Consider the following 19,928-nt stretch of genomic DNA (forward strand, 5'->3'; position numbering starts at 1 on the left):
TCAGTTTCCATTTAAAAAGCTAAACTCCGTAGAGCCAATAGCTGTTTCAAAAATCCGAAAAAAATGCTTTAGCGGCGATGCAAAATATGGAAATGAGCATTTTTGGGTTTTTCTACAGTCTCGTTAGATGCCAGACAGGAGCATATCGATAGCGCCTAAAATATCGTAGCGGTATTTCTCTATTGAGTCGATTTCTTTCTTTAAGATAGATTTAGGTACTGTTGTTAATTGGTGGGTTAAAAGTACAAATTGACCCTGATCCGAAATTTGAATGATAGGGCACAGTTTTTTAGCGGCTGTGTTTTCAAGGGTTTTATACAGAGAAAGTGGAATTACAATTCTAGAGTTTAAGTCGCTCAGTAAGTCATTTTGTATATCCACGAAGTACGGATATATTTTGTTGGATGACTTGTTTTCATTTCGGTAAAGTGTAAATTGACTCACTAGAATTCCCTATAAGAATCAGAGAATAACCCATGATCATCCACCAGCTTATTTAAAGAATCAATGGCTTTCTTATTCTCCTTCAGCCAATTTTCTTTTTCTGCTGCTCTTACTTCGATTTCAAGAGCGTGTTCTAGTGTGGCTGAGAGGTTGATATTCAGTCCTTTCGCTTTAGAGAGTAAGTCACTGTTAATACTAAGGTTTGTGGGTTTCTTAGGGGCGTTTTTGTCAAAAATATGTTGCATTTGGCCTAACCTTTGTTCGGTATGCGCATTATTAATACGTATAAATAATGTAGCATATAAGAGCGTATCTAACAAGGCGTTAAACCAGGACATACTTTCGCGGCGCGCTTTTTGTAGAGTCGCACAAAAAGCCCACCGCTAAGGCATGCCTGATAACACTGCGTTAGCGATCGGCATAGATATGAGTACATATTCAGACGGTGGTAGATACTTAACAGAGTTTCAGGATGAAATTATTGTTCGCTGCCCCAATTGCCAAAAATCTGCAAAAATATTTGCAGGCGGTAAGCCTTATGGCCACAAAGGCGTGAGTCTGGCATGCCATCATTGTGGTTACAGCAAACACATATAGATGGTCTCTTATTGTGGTCTGTCCACTGCCTGCTTGCCTTCCTTTCATGGACAGCTCAGGGTCGCTAGACATTCATCGGTTAACCTTGAGGGGCGCTATTCAAGAAGTGAGTTACATTAACGTACTCCGTTAGTATCAGGATCAAACAAGGTGTAAACGATTTAGCTAATCGTATTGTTGTACGCCAGTGAGATGTCTAATCAAGCCGGCGGGTTCACAGCGTTGATACATAAATTGACTATCGGATTTGCAATCAATGATTGAGCCAATTTACTTTTGTATTCCGCATCGAGTCCAGTTTGACTTCCAGCTCATCCCACTGCGTGACTAACCCTTTACAACCCCGGGTACGGTCCTTAGAAGATTAAGATGCACGGGGTTATGCTGCTTGGCTTGTTGTTCTATAAACCATTCCACCTTGCCGAGTTGTTTTGCATAAAAACCCAGGATGTTTACATCCAAGTCGATATTTTGTTGCACAGCGATATCCGGGGAGGTTTTTTTCAGCTGCTCGCGCGCACAAACATCTTTTATTTTGACTCGATTGGGTGGAAGGTTGTATGGCGGTTGTGTTGACCACATGAGCCTTCAAATCCGCACCATGGCGTACGATCTTCATACGCCGACGTTGTAAATCCCTGGTTGCACGCATTTCTTCAGGCTAGATATAAGCAAGGGAAGTTTCCAGTGCGGATTAAATGGGCAATCTTGAAAGAGTCGATGCGATCGTTCTTGGCTTTTCCTCCGTGAATGGCTTTCATGTACAAAGCGTGACCAAGAATAAAATCCACCCCCATTTGGTCACAAAAGTCTGAAACCCAGTACCAACAGTGCATACATTCCACATCAACCACTATATTTCCCATATACGGATCATTGAGTTGATGCAGGCGTTTGGGGGCGGCTGGGATTTCCTTGTGTACACAAACCTCTCCCTACTGGTCTATAATGCAGACATATAGGGTTCTGGCATGTAAATCAATTCCACAGTAGTAAGGATGCATGTTATTGTAAAAGTTCTTTGGGCTTTCTCCTTTTTTGGTTTTGTCACGTTTCAGTTTACCCTGTAGGGTAGAACTGGGGGAGAAGGCTCAATGAGTATCAAGAGCGCGAGCTCGGATTAGGTAACATGCTGTGCGCGTGACCAAACCGGTGGCGCTTGTTGTTATTTGTAAAATGAGAAAAATCACAAATGAATTCTAGTTTCCTAGATTCATTTATTCTAAATAATCACCAACAACAAAAAAGGTAGAAAGAGAAATGAGTCAAGGAACGGTAAAGTGGTTTAATCCCGACAAAGGGTACGGGTTTATTACTCCAGATGATGGCGGTAAAGATTTGTTTGTTCATCATTCGGAAATACAAAGCGGTGGAGGTTTTGCTACTTTAAGCGACGGTCAAAAAGTTGAATATGAAGTGGGTCAAGGTCAAAAAGGCCCATGTGCGACCAAAGTTAAGGCAATTTAAAAATTGTGTAGCATATAACCATCAATTTTACTCAGACAGTCAACCGAATCACACTTTTTTCGGTCGCAAAAACTACACCGTGTTTACCTGCTGGTGAGTTGGTCGTTATGCTGGTCCATAAATCCAACGTAAATGGGTAAAATAATTGTCCTGTATTCATCACTATTATTTACCAACGAGAGGAAGGTGCATACTGACTGCCATGAGTTAAATTTTGTAAATGTAAAAAGTGAATCCGTAAATATATATAGGGGAGAAGGCAATAGTCCCGCATATTTGATGATAATTCCTCTAGGTCCGATACATTAGTTGACGATAAGATGACACTGTTCGAATCGAACGCTATTGCTAGATACCTTTCGAAAAATTGTGGCGATTTAGCTCTAACGGTAAATCGCCAGTTACGTGAACTGAAGTATATAAACGGCTTTTTTTGGAGAGTGGTCAATGGCAGCCAGAGATAACGATATAGATAAGTAGCGAAATACCAGCGCGGACACTCTGATCCATAAGCAGGTGCTGTCATCAAGTAAGGGTTTTGGTATAGGCATATCCTATATGATTGCAGCGGTTGTCTGGTTTGACCAGCAGCATGCACATCACTGATGGCCCTTTCCATAAAACTACCCTCGCAGTAACAGAGATAGAATTCCCACATGCGTAAAAAGTCATCACTATAGCCCATCGATCTAATTTCATCGAAAGGTAACGTATTTTAGTGTTGAGTTAAAACAGTATCCAGAAGAATTTCAAAAATGGATTGAGGATAGAAGCATTCGACTAAACAAGATTTTGTCCAAAAAAATGGATTACAAAACCGAACATGAACGGGCCATTTCTGATATATGCAGTAGCGTTGACGCAATATATAATGTCAAATTGGTTAAAGAAAAGGATAATCTACCAATTATTCTTAAAGCAATTAGAATATGGGAGCTAAGGAGCTTTACAAACAGAAAAAGTTTCAAGTCGCCGCAGGTATTGTATATTTATTGTGAATATTCATATTATACGAATTAGAAATGTTTCCACTCGCGGCGCTCGGGTCATGCCTGCTATGCTCGTTTTTTCCGGGTACTATATATATCGTTATGCATTATTGTGCCGACGAAGAAACTTGTTAACCCAAAAAGATAATATAAATGAATAAGCTTTATAGTCCTTTTCAACCTACGTTAACCAATGCCGGGTTACATCAGCTTGGGCTAAGAATGCAGTCAAGAGAGCCCTGTGAGTCACTTAAAGGTATTGTGCATTCATATTTGCAAATTAATGTGGATAGGCAAACTCTGTATCCGGTAATGCCAGATGGTACTCAGGCTATCTATATTTCACCACAGGGATCACTGATAGGAGGTACTTTGACTGAGGCCAGAGATATCCAGTTGTTATACCCTGGAGAATATTTTGGCATTTGGTTCTATCCCGGCGCACTAAGGCATTTATTTGCTATAAATTTGTCTGAAATATCTGATCAGTTTGTCGATAGCAAATATTTTCGTTGCAATAGGTTCAATAGTCTGCACACAGAAATATATAAGCACAAAGATTTCAACGATCGAGTAGCTGTCTGTGAACGGTGGGTAATGGGAAGATATATCAGGGAACCAACTTCTTGTTTTGATCATGCACTATTTGTTATTTACCAGTCATTCGGTGGTGAACGAATAGACAAAATCGCCGGAAAAGTCGGCTGGAGTCGTCGCCATCTGAATCGTCGATTTCTAGAATATACTGGTGTAGGTACAAAGGCCTTTGCCAAAATAGTTAGGGCTCAGACTTTATATAGACAGCTGTATCAAATATCGGTCGATTCTACGCAAAATTTGATGGATCTGGGATACTACGACCAATCTCATTTGATAAAAGAGTTCAAAAAATACTTTAAACTTACCCCTGGAGAGTTCATAAATCATAATATGTCCGATTTTTACAATCGATAATTCCACAAGTCAGAGAAACTGTATTTTTAGCCTGTAAGGGGGTATAGATGCGGTTCTCGAAACAAGACGTTACAGAAATATCAAAAGGCGGCTATTTTGGCGACGGTAATGCGCAACTACCAAGTTCGCCGATGCTGATGATTGATGAGATCAGTTATATCTCCGCGGAAAGTGGTAAGTATAATAGGGGGGAGCTATGTGCCTGCCTTAGCATTTTGCCGGATCACTGGTTTTTTGCCTGTCATTTTGAAGGGGACCCGGTCATGCCTGGGTGTTTGGGGTTGGATGCATTATGGCAATTGTTAGGTGTATTTTTAGGTTGGTCGGGGCTTGAGGGAAAAGGGAGGGCATTAGGCGTAGGGAAAGTGAAATTTAGTGGTCAAATTTATCCGGATGCAGGCTCAATTAGATATCATTTACATATTAAGCGTATATTTCGAAAGCCAATGCCCTTGGGCGTGGCGGACGGTGTCGTCATACTCAATGACCAAATAATATATGAGGCCAGTGATCTGAGGGTTGGTTTGATTGAATTAAGTCGAGAAAAACTGGCTTAACCAAGCGCTTCAGTTCCAGTCGGACTGAAAATCGGTACGGCGGAAACATGGGAACTGCAGTTACAGTGAGAGAAAATCCCAAGAGCCCATTAGTCTGGAGGGGACTATCTGGTAATCTTAAGAAAAGGCATCAGTTGTGCAGCCCCATTTCGTCAAGTGATCTTTGCACTCTTTAAGGAGATCTCCCCGGAGTGAGTTATTCGATGTTCTTTCTTGCAAAGAATATCTGTGACTACAAATAGCCGCATCCTGGTAGAAGCCATTAGCCAATGCATTTCTTAATGCGCTTGCGTAGGTTTTTCCTGCTTCAATTGGATTAGTCTGGCATGCTTCAATTTCTGCTTGTACTAGTTCGAATTTGTGTAAAAAGTTGCGGGGACACAGTTCTGCCCATTGACGAAGCTGCTCTTGGTTTGTTTCCAGGGTTTTTTTATGATCTTCGAACTTTTCTTTCTCGTTTTTTATTAAGCCGGTAAGGATAAGTGAATGGTAGAAATTCAATTCTGAAATGGAGAACTGACCAACGGCGCCGATGCTTGCTGCTCGCGATCGTTCCACAAGATCCATGGCATGTGCGTAGTCCTGGCGAATTACAGAAGTCATCATTCTGAGCAAAAAGTACCAGTGAATTCCGTGCAGGAACCCAACATTTTCCATTGAATTAAGAGTGGTGTTTTCACAAAAAGAATCGTCGGATAACGATAGACTATCATTGGTTGTCCCGTTCATGTTCTTAATAAACTGTCGTGTAAACCTTACCAGCAAAATAGCAGGGTTATTTGATTTTTCGAGAAAAGGTAAAGCTGAAGTGATTATGTCGTCTAGTTCTACTAAATTCATGCCGGAGTGAAAGCTTTGTAGAATTTGAGAAACGTTGCAGTACCCAGAGTTGATCAGGTCCCCTGCGTTTAGTCCATCAACAGACGCCGTTTTTAGCTCATTTATACCAAGTTCAATGTAATTTACCCATGGGCTGATATTGGTGTAGTAGGTTAGTTTAATTTTGCAGCGTAAGGAAATATCGTTGAGCTTTTGATTGAGTTTTAATGCCAGAAGTGCATAGTCATTGGCTTTTCTGTAGTCTCCGTGGATCGAACCTACGAGTACGCCGTACAAATCGAATGCATAAGCGGATTCTTTAGAAATTCCCGAGTCGAAAGACGTTCTAATCATTATTAATACGAGGTTTTGAATCAGATCGGGTCTTAAGACATACACAGGAGAAACCATGCTGTTGCAGAGCGATATCAGTGAATCCACCAACGGATCGATATTTGATGGCAGCGTGAGAATATGATCGATTGGTGTGGTGCTTAGGAGTTCGAGTGTTTTCGGTGTTTCGTCATCAGATTCCAGATCTATATTAAACAACTTCAGAGCTTCCATCCCTTCATCAACGGCCTCTTTCCAATTGCTTTGATTTGTATATTGGATGATTTTAAGTTTGTGTACTTCGGCTCTTTCATATGTATTACCGGTTCTTTCAAGAATTATGTGATAGAGCTCATGAGCTTCCTTGAATTTGCCGCAAAGATATTTACACTCGGCAAGTGTTTTGTAGATGCGGAAAGACAATTTGTGTTGACTCGTCCAGCTGTCAATGGGTAGTAGTTTTCTCGCTGTTTGTAAATATACAATTGCAGTGCTGTAAGAGCCTGTCGTTTTGGCCTGGATGGCGGCAGTAAAATTCATATTGCTTACGTTAATCGTTTCTTCCATGTTTGAGATCTGTTCGCAACCAATATTCATGTGATACAAAATAGTGGGTAACGTTTTTGGGTCTGAAGGGTAGGATTGGAGTTGCCGCCCAATTGCAAGATGCAAACCGGGTTTATCGTTGACCAGCTCGAAAATGGATTCTCTGATTTTGTCATGGGTAAACTGATAATGTCTGCAGCTATTGTTTTTCTGGATGAATATCAGTTCCAACTTGACCCCATCGGACAAAAGACTTTCGACTTCGGTGGTACTTAGCGAACTAATACGTGAGATTAGTTCTGCACTAAACGTCGGTCCTATTGCTGAGGCGAGTTTAAGCACACGCTGGGTTTCCTTAGATAGTTTTTTAAATTTCAAGATGAGTATTTCGGCCAATTTGTCTGTTACGCCCAGTTGTTCAGGCTGTTTAAATGCGAGTGAAACGTTGGTCTCACTAAGTGTGCTCGATGTGGCTCCGTAACCGGTGGTTTCGACCAGTTGCTTAATGTAGAGTGGATTTCCGTTTGCCTGCAGGCATACATATTGTTCCCATTCTTTAGAGAGGTTATTGCTATATTGACTTACTAAGGTTCTTGCCTCCAGTTCCGATAAAGGGTTCAAATCTACCCGTTGTAGAAGTGAATTTAATTTGGCGAGCTTTCGGGCTAAAGCAGATAAGGGGTGTGATATTCCCACTTCGTCATTTCTGTAGCTGCCCACTATACAAATAGACTTGAATTCTTTATTTAAAACGACTGATTCGATCAGGTCTATAGCGTCGGCGTCAGCCCAATGCAGGTCATCAAGAAAAAACACAAGTCGGTCGGATTTCTTAGTGATGAATGTTAACAATTTGTTAAATACCAGGTTGAAACGATTTTTCGATTCAAAAGAAGGCAAAGGTTGCGGGTGTGAATCTGTCTTTGTGAGTTGCTCAAAATCCGGAGCAAATTCATGCAAAATCTTTAAATTAGGTTGAAGCAGGTCGGTCAGTTCTTTGGACAGCTCAATTTGTTCCTTCTTGGATTTGAGTTTCAGGGACCTGGCGTAATGATTAATCGCGTCTATCAGGCCTTGCGAGGGGAGGTGATGATTGTTGAACTTCCCGTAAAGGCATACATCACTGTCGAAGAAGTACTGACTGATAAATTGTGAAATGAGAGTGGTTTTTCCGATTCCAGGGTTACCCCCAACTAATACTATTTTGGTGCCGTTTGTGTGGATATTGTCAAAAATATTGCGTAACTGAGCAAGGTGGCTCTGTCTCCCAACAAATGTAGTATTTGGTAACATAATAAGTACGCCTAAAAAATCAACCTTGACATTGATATTGTAATACCAGTGTCAATATTTTGTATTTGCTACCACAGGTAGACTATATTGATATTGTTAATAGATAGTTGGTTTAATTCAACCCGAAAAATCACATTGTTACAATTATTATGATTGATTTTCAAAAAATTGCAGAATCCGGACCATTCGTTGTCGTGAAGTGGAAAAATACTATTGGTTGGCCATTAGAATATGTGTCTTCAAATGTTTCATCATTAGTTGGATATACAGCAGAGGAATTAATCGATTGCTCCGTCGATATTTTTGATTTGATGAGTGACAACGATTTGAAAAAGATTGATAGCCAGATAGATATTGCAAAAAAAGCAATGGTCGATGTGCTCAAATTGGATAAATATACATTAACCCATGCAAATAATGATACTGTCTGGGTGGAAGAGTATCTTACAATAGAACGTAACGAATATAATGTTATTACCGGGTTTATCGGGTACCTGTTGGATATTAGTGGACGTGTGGAAACAGAATTGAGGTTAAAGGCGGTTCAGCGCGATACTAGGGCTATAGTAGATGCTCTACCTGACACGGTGCTCCAGATAACAAAGAACGGAGAATTGAAGAAATATATGCAGCCTATTAGCTCAGTTGAGGCAGAAGTGTACATTAATGATATTTTCCCATTGGATTTTTCTACCGATGTTGTAGCTCGAGTGATCAGAGCAATTGAAACCAAGGAAGTCGGTGTGTACGAATATAAAAAAACGTTACCGGATTTGAGTACGCACCATTATGAAGCACGCTTTACACAAAAAAGCGCTGAAGATGCTTTGGTAATCATACGGGATGTCACCGATCGTAAGGAGTACGAGGCGCTGCTGAAGCGCACAGTGGAGGAAGTAGGAAAAACCAGTACTGAAAAGTCCAAGTTCTTGACGAACATGAGCCACGAACTGCGTACGCCGCTTAATGCTATTATGGGATTTTGCCAGTTGTTGGTGTCTGAGGATGAGCCACCCCAATATGCAAACGATATTCTGGGTGCCAGCAAGTACCTGCTGTCATTGATAAACGATATTCTTGATCTATCCAGAATCGAAGCAGGAAAGTTACAACTAACAATCGAACCGGTTTCTGTTCGGTCTGTGGTTAATGAATGCGAAAAAATTATAGAGCCTATACTTAAAAAATATAAAGTTAATTACCAGAGAAAAGACGTCCCCGATGTCTGGGTCATGGCAGATGAAACACGATTGGTTCAGGTTGTACTGAACTTGCTGAATAATGCGATTAAGTACAACAAACAGGATGGTCTGGTATGGTTAAGTTCGTCGTTGAACAACGACGCTACGAGGTTTAGGCTGATTGTTTCCGATACAGGAATAGGATTAGGTCCAAACCAAATAAGGAAATTGTTTCGGCCTTTCGAGCGTGTTGGTGCAGAAAGTACGGAGATCGAGGGCACAGGGTTAGGATTGGCGCTTACCAAGAACCTACTGGAACAAATGCAGGGTGAGATATTTGTACATAGCGAACCGGGGAAAGGATGTGTGTTTGAAGTGGAACTGAATTCAATCGAAATGGAATCTTCTTTGCCAATCGAGGCTATCGCCAACAAGGGATCTGGTAATTTTAAATCATCCTTAAAACTACGGATTCTTTACATTGAAGATAATCTTCTAAATCAGAAATTAGTTAAGGCAATAATCTCCAAAAAAACAACACATGAACTATTTTTGGCCATCAACGGAACCGACGGTTTGGCCGGCGCAAAGGAATTATTGCCAGACCTGATTTTGCTGGACATCAATCTTCCGGATATGTTGGGATTTGAGGTTTTAGACAGATTGAGACAAGACCGGTCAACTGCCCATATACCAGTGATTGGAATTTCCGCCAATGCTGCCGGGGAGGATATAACCAAGGCCTTGGTATTCGACGACTATTTGACGAAACCTATAGATATTGAACGGCTTCTAGCGGTTATTGATAACATTGCTGTTATTAATGACACCACAGCGGGTAAGCTTCACTAAAGTATTGCGCCGCTTCCTGGAAGCATTTCAAAAATTCATACACTTCCGTTTCTGAAGTCATCCATGGTGAATTTACAGTATCACCGTATGGTGAAGTAAACTCTGCCTCCAAATGTGGAATTTGGCTCTAGATCCCTCGGTTTAGGTCTGGAGGCGCCGGTGCTTGTCTTGTGGCAACAACAGCTTTTGTCATTGTTCAGAATGTGTTAGGTCCGGCCTTTATTTCACCTGAGTAAAAATGATATAACTCAAACATGAGAAAAAAGCATGGAGCAATACGCGGAATAACACTGAGTTGGGCATTGTTTGGCCTGGGGCTGTTAGCTGTTATTGCCCTGATACCGCCTGGGGTTCAGGCGGGAGATGTCTGGGTACCTGCCTACCAGGACGCCAAGGGCAAAACTGTCCCGGCCCATTACCTGTTTCGCAGTCATGCCAAGCAGTACGGGGGCTCTGCGTCCGGGCGACCGGTGGATTCGCCCTTGTATTATCAAGTGACCTATATGTCCCCGAAATATAAAAATAATTCCCGCTATGTTCAATCACAATTACCTCGGGCTACGTTACCGGAGCACGCTCGGCGCGATGTTACCACTCAAGGTTGGCGCTGTACCTTGGGGTACGAGCAGAAAGACGAGCGTTGTAAGAAAATTCTCATTCCCGGAAATGCCAAACTTAATGCAGCCAGGACCGGTTGGGAATGCCTGAGAGGGTTTCATAAGGCCCGGCAGGCCTGTGAATCGGTTTCCAAACCCAAAAATGCCTACTGGCAAAGAGATGGCATACGTTGGCAGTGCAAACCCGGGTACAGCCGAGAAGATAAAGACTGTCAGAAAATCCAAGTACCGCCTAATGCGCGGTTGGATTTGTTGGCTAACGACTGGTACTGCAACTTCGGTTACGTTCGTTCCGGCGGCCTCTGCGCCAAGGTGGAGTTACCCGCCAATGCTCATTACAACAGTTTTGGCACTGGTTGGGCCTGTAATCTCGGGTTTTCCCGTCTGGAGCAGGGTTGTGTGCTGAGCCGGGAATTACCCCAGCCATTGGATTTGGCCGAAATTGAATGGGAATCATCCAGAAATTAATCCACGTTTCTTAAATGTCTTAGAAACGTAATTGCTTCGAATGTCTGATCGCGTGGAACATTGATTTTCAGCGTTCCACGGATATCGCCAAATCCTGTGGATAACTCTGTGTACAACTTATAGAACAATTGTTTTAAGAAGCGTTGAAACAACGATGTTGTTAGATTGTTTAAAAATTGACCTTGATTGTTGAAGGCCAAAAATACGACGCTAAGTCGATATTTTTTTGTCGTAAAACTGACTCCGTCGACTTAAAACCATTCTGAGATTTCGATTTTTGTATTCAAAAAACTGGATAAACACAGGTTCTAAAGCATGCTAGTAAGTATATACAGTTGCTGAAAAATCATTTTTCTGTCTTAGACTCTGTCAAACGGAATCTTGTCACCTCAATATCCCGTGGCAGCAATTTTGGGTTTATCTTTGCCAAAGATAAGAATTTCCAATGATTTTATATGACAAAGCGCATTTTTAGTTGCTTGTGTATAACTTTTCCACCATTGCATTGACAAGGTGGGTGTTTGTCTATAGTCTGCCGTCCTGAGCGCCGATTTGAACTTCAGCTTGCGGGCGCTTTATAAATACGGCTAAAGAGAAAAACCTGCTTTAGCCTGAATTGTAAACAGAGCTGAAGGCGGGTTTTTTTGTGCCTGCTGAACGCCCCTAGGCACGAGGTACGAAATGGTTGATTTAAAAAACAATGACTTAGGCTATGGGTTGGATACCATCGCTGTCAGGGCCGGGCAAGTTCGCACGGCGGAAGGCGAACATTGCGAACCAATTTTCACCACCTCCAGTTATGTCTATGAAAGTGCGGCCCAAGCGGCTGCGCGATTCGCTGGTGATGAGCCGGGGAACATTTATACTCGTTTTACCAATCCCACAGTAAGAGCCTTTGAGCAGCGGTTGGCAGCTTTGGAAGGAGGGGAGAGTTGCGTGGCGACGGCATCGGGGATGGCTGCCATCTTGGCCACCTGTTTGGGTTTGTTGCAAGCAGGGGATCATATCGTCGCTTCCAAATCCATATTCGGGTCCACAGTAATGCTGTTTAATAATTACATCAGCAAATTTGGGGTTGATGTGACCTATGTGGATCTGACCGATCCGCAACAATGGCAGGATGCCATTAGCGACAACACTCGATTTCTGTTTTTAGAAACTCCGTCCAATCCTTTGGGGCAGGTGGCGAATATTAGCGAATTGGCACAAATTGCTCATGCTCGCGGCTGTTTATTGGTGGTGGATAATTGTTTTTGTACTCCGGCCTTGCAACGACCGCTGGACCTGGGGGCGGATATCGTCATCCATTCAGCGACTAAGTATTTGGATGGCCAGGGACGCTGTTTGGGTGGAGCCGTGGTGGGGGACTCGCAACGGGTTGGTGCTGATATATACGGTGTTGTGCGCACCGGTGGCCCCAGTATGAGTCCCTTCAATGCCTGGGTGTTTTTAAAGGGATTGGAAACCTTGGGGCTGCGTATGGAGGCCCACAGTCGCAATGCCTTGGCTTTGGCGCAATGGTTGGAGCAGCAGCCAGCGGTGACTCAGGTGTATTACCCCGGACTTCAATCCCATCCCCAGTATGAATTGGCGCAGCGGCAACAAAAGGCGGCTGGTGGCGTACTTTCCTTCGAAGTGACAGGTGGTAAGGATAATGCCTGGACGGTGGTGGACAATACTCAACTTATGTCCATTACCGCTAATTTGGGTGACACCCGAACAACTATCACTCATCCGGCGACTACCACCCACGGTCGTTTAACACCCGAAGCCCGGGCAGAGGCAGGTATCAGCGATGCTCTAATTCGCATTTCGGTGGGTTTGGAAGATCTGGAAGACTTAAAAAGGGATTTGCAGCGGGGCTTGGAATTGCTCTGAATGAAACGCTTATGGAATGAAAAAAGCCGGGACTATCCCGGCTTTTTTGTGAACTCAAATCGCTTAGTGCGTACTGCTGAGCCGGGCTTGCATTTGTTCGGCCTTGGCACGGTTACCGATGCTTTTGTATAGCAAGGCCAACTCGTTCAGCATGGCAGTGACCGCGGGGTGATTTTCACCGATGGATCCGTCCAGAATCTCTAAAGCACGTTCATATAATGGCACGGCTTGTTCAAAATTGTTCTTGGCTGATTTGGACAGTGTGCCGTTCTTGGGCTTGGCACCCATTTTTTTGGTGCCGGTATCCGTTTCGGCCTTCGCTATACGGCCCTGGATATGGTAAATATTGGCCAGGCTGTACAGCAGCATGGCGACTTGTGGGTGTTTGGGACCAAACAATTTTTCCGCCACTGAAACCGCTTCAATATATAGGGGTTTGGCTTTCTCATACGCGTTTTGTTTAACATACAGGGCACCCAGGTTGATCAGCGCCCGGGCCACTTCCGCGTGTTCGTCGCCATAGAGACTGCGACGGATGGATAGCGAGTGTTTGTGTAGTTCTATGGCATCGGCATAGTTTTCTACGGCCAGATAAACATTAGCTAAATTATTCAAGGCATTGGCTACATAGGGGTGAACGGCACCATAGTGAGCGTTCCAAATTTGTACTGCATTTTCGTACAAAGGGATGGCCGCATCATACTTGGTAAGGTCGTCATACAATACGGCGAGATTGTACATGGATTGGGCTACTGCGGGGTCACTGTCTCCCAGGGTTCGCTGGCGGATGTCCAGAGCTTGCTTGTGAAACTTTTCCGACAAGTCGGGTTGATTTTGCTCGAAATAAACGTTGGCAATGTTAGTCAGCACGATTGCGACGTCCTCGTGATAGGTGCCCAATTTTGCCTTAAGGATACTGAGAGATTGCTTCATGTGTTTTTTAGCATTCTCAAAGTCACCCAAGGATTCGCTGACTATGCCCATTTTAAGAAGTGAATCAGCGGTGTTCACGTGGTCGGGGCCAAAGTTATCCATGGCGATTTTCAGAGCTGTTCGGGCAGTACTACTGGCCTGGGCATAGTCACCATTTTCGTAGTGCTTGATAAATTCGTTGGTCAACTGATTCCAGATCTTGTCGGCAATCTGCCTGGTTTCATACATTTGCTCAAGGTTTTGGGGTTCCTCGATCGTCAGGGTTTTATCCAATGGTCTGGTGAAAGCGTATGGTTGACTGGAATAAAACAATACGCTCATGGCAAGAACGGGTAAAACTTTATTTTCGCGTATGCCCATTTTAGTTCCTTGGTTTCGGCGGCATTTGATCAATAGTCGCCTGACGAAAAGTGACGGTACCCCCTGCGGGTCCGTGTGGTGATACCAAGCCTGGCTGTGTATTTCCCTGAACAGCTTGATCACGGCAGTTGGTTTCACGGCTAAAGGTATTGTCGGCCTTGAATCTGAGTTTCTTTACCGCTAATTTCTGTACTATTTGTAAAGAAATCTGCAGGTAAAAATTGTAACTATATGATATTTAAGCTAATAAGTTGTTGCGGCGTTCATTGCCCCAAAATCCCTTCACTCAATAATCGCTTTTACTGAAAGCAAACAACGGGCCAAGCCGGAGAATGAGCACAAAGTGGAGTTGAATAGACCTGAATCGAGCCGGTGGGACCCGCCGACGCAAAGAGAGGGGGGATAAAAACGTTAGACAAATACCATCAAACTAAAACAGTATCGCCGTTTCGAATGGCATTACGCAACGCATCAGCAATGAGCCAGTCCTTGGTGTCAAAGCCCTCGGTGTAGTGGCTCATCACCCGATCCAAACTGGGTAGGGCCTTTTCTTTTTGATTCTGTCCACACCAGACCCTGGAAGCGGTAATAACGGCGCGTAATTCCAGACTGGTGGCCTGTTGAGTGCGTGCAGTTTCAATGGCCAAGTCCAATTGCTGTAAGGCTTTATCCGTGTTTTCGCGGCCCATGCCTAATAGGGCTTCCGCTTTAATACGATACAGTTCCGCCTCAAAGAAGCGCTCGTTTTTGCTGTCCATGAAGTCAATGGTGTTGTCGATGATATCGTAGGCTTGTTGGTAGCGTTCCATCAAGCAATAAGACTGAGCCAGAAGGCTGTGAAAATAAGTAAGTGCCAGACTGCTTCCCGTGGCTTTATATTGCTGTAAGGTTTTTTCGTAACCTTGAATGTACTGAAAGTCTTGTAGTATCACCATCATAGCCTGGGACAGCATCATATTACCGACTGTTTTCCAGTAGCCGAATTCATAAGTGTCAGAAACTTCGATAATTTTTTCCGCCTCTTGTTTTACCCCCAGTTGGTCGCCGGATAGCTGGTGTACAAAAGCACAAAAGGCATGGGCATAGGCACAGCTGAAGGGGTGGGACAATTCATGGGCCAGGTCCACAGCTTGCTGGGCTCGTTCCAAGGCCTGAGCGGGAAACCCCTGTAACCAGAGTACGCAGGAGCCGTTGGCCAGATTAGCCACTTCCGTATCGTGGCTGAAGGTTTGGGTGGAAATACGTCGTTGGTGTTGGGTTTTAAAACCGGCTTTAAGATATTGATACGCCTCGCTTAACTGGCCACGCCAAAATAAGGTGCCGCCCATGGAACGTTGTGCTTCCATCGAGAAGGTGTGATCGGTGGTGGATTTGGCAATATTGTATTGCTGTGAAGCCAGTTTTTGCGCTGTATCAAATTCGGCCCGCACCACGTAGTATTCCCACAGACCACAAAGAACCGGAAAGATAGAGCTGGTTTCACCAAAATTGCGGCACAAAGCGTAGGCTCGGGCATACGCTTTTTCCACTTCTGGAGCGGCATAGCCGTAGGACAGCATATAGGCTAAACCTAAAGATGCTTGTATGCTCAGTTCGTATTCAAAGCCGGCTTTGGATTCCGGTAAGTGTTTCAACGCATCCAATGCCCGGCTCAAGTGAACAATGGCGTCGGTGTTGGCCGAGCGACCGATAGCCGTCTTGCCGGCTTGGAGCCAATATTTTGTCGCTTCCTGGTAATCTCCGGCTTCGGTACAGTGGTGGGCCACCAATTCCGGATTTTCTTCTACGATTTCAGGAAAATGTTCAAATAAGGTCAAGGCAATCAGGTGGTGGTATTTTTGCCGGGTTTTTTTCAATAAGGATTGGTAGGCCAGTTCATGCACCAGAGCATGACGGAAAGTGTATTGGGCCTGGGGTGGCAGACCTTTTTGATACAATACTTCTGAGTACACCAGATGGGCCAGCCGATTTTCAAAGCGAACCTCTTTCTTCGGTGCCACGGCTTTGAGTAATGAATAGCTGAACTCGCGTCCCAAGGTGGCACTGAGTTGCGCCAGTTCTTTATTTGGACCCAACCGGTCCAGGCGTGCCATGAGAGAATCTTGTAGTGTAGACGGAATGGCAAGGCTGTCCAGAGGCGAGGCCAGTTTGAAATGGTCTTCTGCTTCCAGAACCAAATTGGATTCCAATACCATTTTGGTGAGCTCTTCTACAAACAGTGGTGTGCCATCGGTTTTGTTAATAATTTCCGTCACCAGTTCGGGGGGGAGGCTTTTATCTTTGGCAATCCATTTAATCATGGCGGCTGTTTGTTCCCGCGTTAGACGGTTGACCGAAATCTGAGTCATATGTGAGCGAGTAATCCAGGGTGCCGAAAATTCCATACGAAAAGTCAGTAGTAAAAAGATCTTAGCTGTGGGAGTTTGGTCGATAAATAGACTGAGTAGATCCAAGGTAGTGGGGTCAACCCAGTGCAGGTCTTCCACAATGATCACTACGGTTTTCTTTTCCGACATGGCCATACCTAAGGCCAGTAGATTTTCCAGCGTTTTTTGTTTCTTCTGTACGGGGGCCAGTTGCAATGGTTCATAGCGGTCCTCCGGAAGCGAGATGGACAGCAATTCGGCCAGCAAGGGTACCGCTTGTGTTAAGTCCAGTCCGTGTTGTTCCAGGAAACTTTCCAGTTCCAACAATTTTTCTTCCGGTTTGCTTTTGCTGCCAAACTCCAAATGTTCCCGGAACAGTTGGGAGGCGCAATGCAAGTAACTGTTTTGATAATAGGCTGAACCCGCACTTTCAAAAAAATAGTGGGTTTCGTCCTTGATTTTATCACGCAGTAGTTGGGCCAGGCGTGATTTACCAATACCTGCCTCGCCACTGAGTAAAACTACTTGACCGGAACCGTTGTTGGCTTGACTAAATCGGTCCAGCAGTAGAGCGGATTCTTGTTCTCTGCCGATTAAGGGCGTTTGGCCGCGAGAGCCGGGGCTGAGGATTTGTTGGTAGCTTTCGAACTCCCGCAGAACCCGGTATAAGGTAAAAGGACGGGAGAAGCCTTTTAGATGGTGCTCGCCCAGGGAACTGCAATCGTAATAATTGTTCACCAGTCGGTAGGTATCGGCACTGATGACGATTCCATTGGGTTTGGCCAGATCCTGCAGTCGGGCAGCAATGTTGGGGGTTTGGCCCAGGGCCAAGGAACGTTTATCACCATCGCCAATTTCACCCACGACCACCAGGCCTGTGTGGATACCCACGCGTATGGATAGATTGATACCCATGGATTGTTGCAGGCGAATGTTCAGATGGACCATGGCTTTTATGAGTTCCAGCCCGGTCTGCACGGCCCTGGATGCGTCATTTTCGTGGGCGTGTGGGAAACCGAAATAGGTGAGGATACCGTCACCCAGGTATTGGGCCACATGACCTTTGAAACGGTGAATGACTTCATCACAAGTGTGGCGATAGTCACGCATAATGTCTCGCAAATCTTCCGGGTCGGTTTTTTCCGATAATGTGCTGGAGCCCACCAAATCGCAAAACAATACGGTTAACTGGCGTCGTTCTGCGCCTTGATTGTCTGATGACTCTTGGGAGACTTCAGGGATTTTGATTTCAGAATGTTGTGAGTCTAAGGGTTCGGCACAGTAGCCGCAAAACTTAAAGTTTCCGGGATTGTCGGCTTTACATTTGGGGCAACTGGCCATGAGCGAAGTGCCGCATTGACCGCAAAATTTCATATCGGTGGGCGACTTGAAGCCGCATTGCTTACATTGCATCAACGTTCCTACGGGTTCACGGGACTGCGTTTGGTCTTACCGGGAGAGAATATTGAAACCGAAGCAAACCCGCAAGCCGGATGACACGTTAAATTTAGTGTCACCGGCGTGCCCAATTACTTTGCTTCACTTCCGGCACCAGCACCCGCATATTCTTCTATGACCGGGGCATTATTTTTATCCAAATGCAAAAAGCTTTCTTTACTATTACGCAGTTTTTCCACTTCGTCCATTTCCAGCCCCATGACCCGACTCATTTCCTCGGTGGAAACCTTGGGCAAAGGCGCTTGACGCCGGTTACGACGGCCATAACGTTGACGGTTCCATACGATCCATAAGGCCAGCAACACCCACATGGTTAAGATGACGGTACCGTAATTGGCTGCCCTGGAAAAAGTTTCCAAGCTACCGGGATTGATAATGCGATCCATGAACAAATAGGATGCAGCAACCCATACGATCAAACTGATCAAAGGGGTAATCAGGTAGGCCCAGAGGCTCCAGGAAATAAACATAACAATGATTTCGATGTATTTCCTGGTCTGTGGTACCAGACGCCAAAAGAAATGCCGCAATTCTTGTTTTTTGGCACTTTGGCGCATACGTAAGGGCGAATACTGCAATACCCGCACCGGACTGGTCCAGACGGCATGCTGAGTCTTACGTTTTTTGTACATGGCTTTGGGGACGGCAACTATGGTGGTCGCGGCATTTAATACCCAATACACAGCCGGATACCATATGGCCCAGAACATATAACGAAACAGGCCGCGGCGTTCATAGAGGCTGTCCAGTGCCAGTCCTACAGCGAATTGCATCAAGCACACTACAGCCAGGATAACACCGGTCCAACCGGGAATGAGCGATGGTATGCGTAAAGGTTCCGGCCAGGCACCTTCCGGAGCCAAATGGGTTCCGGCGAAACATAACACAGTAAACGCAAGGGCATAACACCAGAGCACGCTGATCCAGTATTCACCACTGACCATCCACATGCGTCGGTTTTCCCATCGGAAGATTTCCTTGGAAAACTTAGAGGCGGCTTCATAACCGCCTTGGGCCCAACGCACCCGTTGTTTCCACAGTGCAGACAAAGTTTCCGGCACCAGAATCCAGGTCAGGGCATTCGGTTCATAACGAATGTCCCAGTAACGCAGCTGCAGCTTCCAACTGATGTCTATGTCCTCGGTTACCGTTTCCGTGGACCAATAACGCACATCATGTAAGGCTGCCAGACGAAAGCAGGTATTTACACCGGATACGGTAAAGATACGGCCAATGTTTCTTTGGGTGCGTTTTACCATGCCCACGATGGCAGAGAACTCCCCGATTTGAATTCGGGCCAGCAAACTGGTTTTGTTAATTACGCGGGGGTTACCAGTGACGGCGCCGACGCGAGGTCCGTCTTGGAAGTGTTTCATCATCCAGAACAGGGCATTTTTATCCAATAGGGCATCGGCATCAATACACATGATGAATTCTGCATTACTGGCCATGGTGCCGATTTTGAGAGCTGTGGCTTTGCCGTAATTGCGTGTCAGATTGATGACTTTGAGCTTGTCGATGCTCTTGGACATTTCGCTGAGAATGCTGCCGGTTTCATCCTGGCTGCCATCATTGATGGCAATAATGTCGAAAGACGGGTAGTTGTTTTGTTCCAACTGCTGGATGGCATCCTTTATACAGCTTTCTTCATTGTGGCAGGGGACCAGGATGGATATATGAGGATATTCCTCCATCTTTGGCGGTGTTTGTCCCCGAAATTCATGCCGGTTAAAAAAGATAATGGCGCCGGTCATCCAATATACGGCCATGAATAGCGGATAGAAAAAAACAAATACAAATAATAATAATTCCACTG

13 protein-coding genes and 2 pseudogenes are annotated in these 19,928 nt (G+C 44.7%); 7 read left to right on the forward strand and 8 right to left on the reverse strand.

The annotated features are described in order from the left end of the window. Positions 1–123 precede the first annotated feature (123 nt). Positions 124–444: a CcdB family protein gene (locus OEY58_06015; protein MDH5324999.1), complete on the reverse strand. Its 321-nt coding sequence runs from the start codon at positions 442–444 to the stop codon at positions 124–126. Further along, the gene (locus OEY58_06020; protein MDH5325000.1) at positions 444–689 is read right to left on the reverse strand and encodes a type II toxin-antitoxin system CcdA family antitoxin; all 246 of its coding nucleotides are present in this window, start codon (positions 687–689) and stop codon (positions 444–446) included. Before OEY58_06020 ends, OEY58_06015 begins: the two co-directional genes overlap by 1 nt. A gap of 181 nt (positions 690–870) precedes the next feature. Between OEY58_06020 and OEY58_06025 the strand changes: the two genes are divergently transcribed. Next, positions 871–1,041, forward strand: coding sequence for a hypothetical protein (locus tag OEY58_06025; protein MDH5325001.1), 171 nt, complete (start codon positions 871–873; stop codon positions 1,039–1,041). Positions 1,042–1,374: 333 nt separating this feature from the next. On the opposite strand, the pseudogene OEY58_06030 reads toward OEY58_06025, so the two are convergent. Continuing rightward, positions 1,375–2,045 (reverse strand): annotated as a pseudogene (locus OEY58_06030) (transposase). Positions 2,046–2,301: 256 nt separating this feature from the next. On the opposite strand from OEY58_06030, the gene OEY58_06035 reads away from it, so the two are divergent. The 3 genes from OEY58_06035 to fabA all read left to right on the forward strand — a co-directional run bounded on the left by OEY58_06035 (position 2,302) and on the right by fabA (position 5,008). Then, positions 2,302–2,508, forward strand: coding sequence for a cold-shock protein (locus tag OEY58_06035; protein ID MDH5325002.1), 207 nt, complete (start codon positions 2,302–2,304; stop codon positions 2,506–2,508). Between the two features lie 1,142 nt (positions 2,509–3,650). Further along, positions 3,651–4,451, forward strand: coding sequence for a helix-turn-helix domain-containing protein (locus OEY58_06040; protein MDH5325003.1), 801 nt, complete (start codon positions 3,651–3,653; stop codon positions 4,449–4,451). A 47-nt stretch (positions 4,452–4,498) separates the two neighbouring features. After that, positions 4,499–5,008 carry a bifunctional 3-hydroxydecanoyl-ACP dehydratase/trans-2-decenoyl-ACP isomerase gene (gene fabA, locus OEY58_06045; GenBank protein MDH5325004.1) on the forward strand — a complete coding sequence of 170 codons (510 nt, stop codon included), beginning with the start codon at positions 4,499–4,501 and terminating at the stop codon, positions 5,006–5,008. 117 nt (positions 5,009–5,125) lie between these two features. Here fabA and OEY58_06050 read toward each other — a convergent pair whose 3' ends face one another. After that, entirely contained in the window at positions 5,126–7,999 is a 2,874-nt protein-coding gene (locus OEY58_06050; protein MDH5325005.1) for an AAA family ATPase, read from the reverse strand. Positions 8,000–8,148: 149 nt separating this feature from the next. On the opposite strand from OEY58_06050, the gene OEY58_06055 reads away from it, so the two are divergent. From OEY58_06055 to OEY58_06065, 3 genes are all read left to right on the forward strand, one after another. Next, positions 8,149–10,032 carry an ATP-binding protein gene (locus OEY58_06055; GenBank protein MDH5325006.1) on the forward strand — a complete coding sequence of 628 codons (1,884 nt, stop codon included), beginning with the start codon at positions 8,149–8,151 and terminating at the stop codon, positions 10,030–10,032. Positions 10,033–10,286: 254 nt separating this feature from the next. Beyond that, the gene (locus OEY58_06060; GenBank protein ID MDH5325007.1) at positions 10,287–11,117 is read left to right on the forward strand and encodes a hypothetical protein; all 831 of its coding nucleotides are present in this window, start codon (positions 10,287–10,289) and stop codon (positions 11,115–11,117) included. A gap of 681 nt (positions 11,118–11,798) precedes the next feature. Continuing rightward, positions 11,799–12,995: an O-succinylhomoserine sulfhydrylase gene (locus OEY58_06065; GenBank protein ID MDH5325008.1), complete on the forward strand. Its 1,197-nt coding sequence runs from the start codon at positions 11,799–11,801 to the stop codon at positions 12,993–12,995. Positions 12,996–13,058: 63 nt separating this feature from the next. Here the strand turns inward: OEY58_06065 and OEY58_06070 are convergent, their stop codons facing one another. The 4 genes and pseudogenes from OEY58_06070 to pgaC form a co-directional block, all read right to left on the reverse strand. Beyond that, positions 13,059–14,288, reverse strand: a complete 1,230-nt coding sequence (locus tag OEY58_06070; GenBank protein ID MDH5325009.1) for a tetratricopeptide repeat protein — start codon at positions 14,286–14,288, stop codon at positions 13,059–13,061. A 425-nt stretch (positions 14,289–14,713) separates the two neighbouring features. Continuing rightward, positions 14,714–18,067 carry an AAA family ATPase gene (locus OEY58_06075; protein ID MDH5325010.1) on the reverse strand — a complete coding sequence of 1,118 codons (3,354 nt, stop codon included), beginning with the start codon at positions 18,065–18,067 and terminating at the stop codon, positions 14,714–14,716. A gap of 116 nt (positions 18,068–18,183) precedes the next feature. Next, a complete protein-coding gene (gene pgaD, locus OEY58_06080) occupies positions 18,184–18,669 on the reverse strand; it encodes a poly-beta-1,6-N-acetyl-D-glucosamine biosynthesis protein PgaD (GenBank protein MDH5325011.1) in 486 nt (161 codons plus the stop codon). 24 nt (positions 18,670–18,693) lie between these two features. Continuing rightward, positions 18,694–19,926, reverse strand: a pseudogene (gene pgaC, locus OEY58_06085) (poly-beta-1,6-N-acetyl-D-glucosamine synthase). Between the last annotated feature and the right edge of the window lie 2 nt (positions 19,927–19,928).

The organism is Gammaproteobacteria bacterium (assembly GCA_029882975.1).
Lineage (GTDB): Bacteria > Pseudomonadota > Gammaproteobacteria > SZUA-152 > SZUA-152 > JAJDNG01.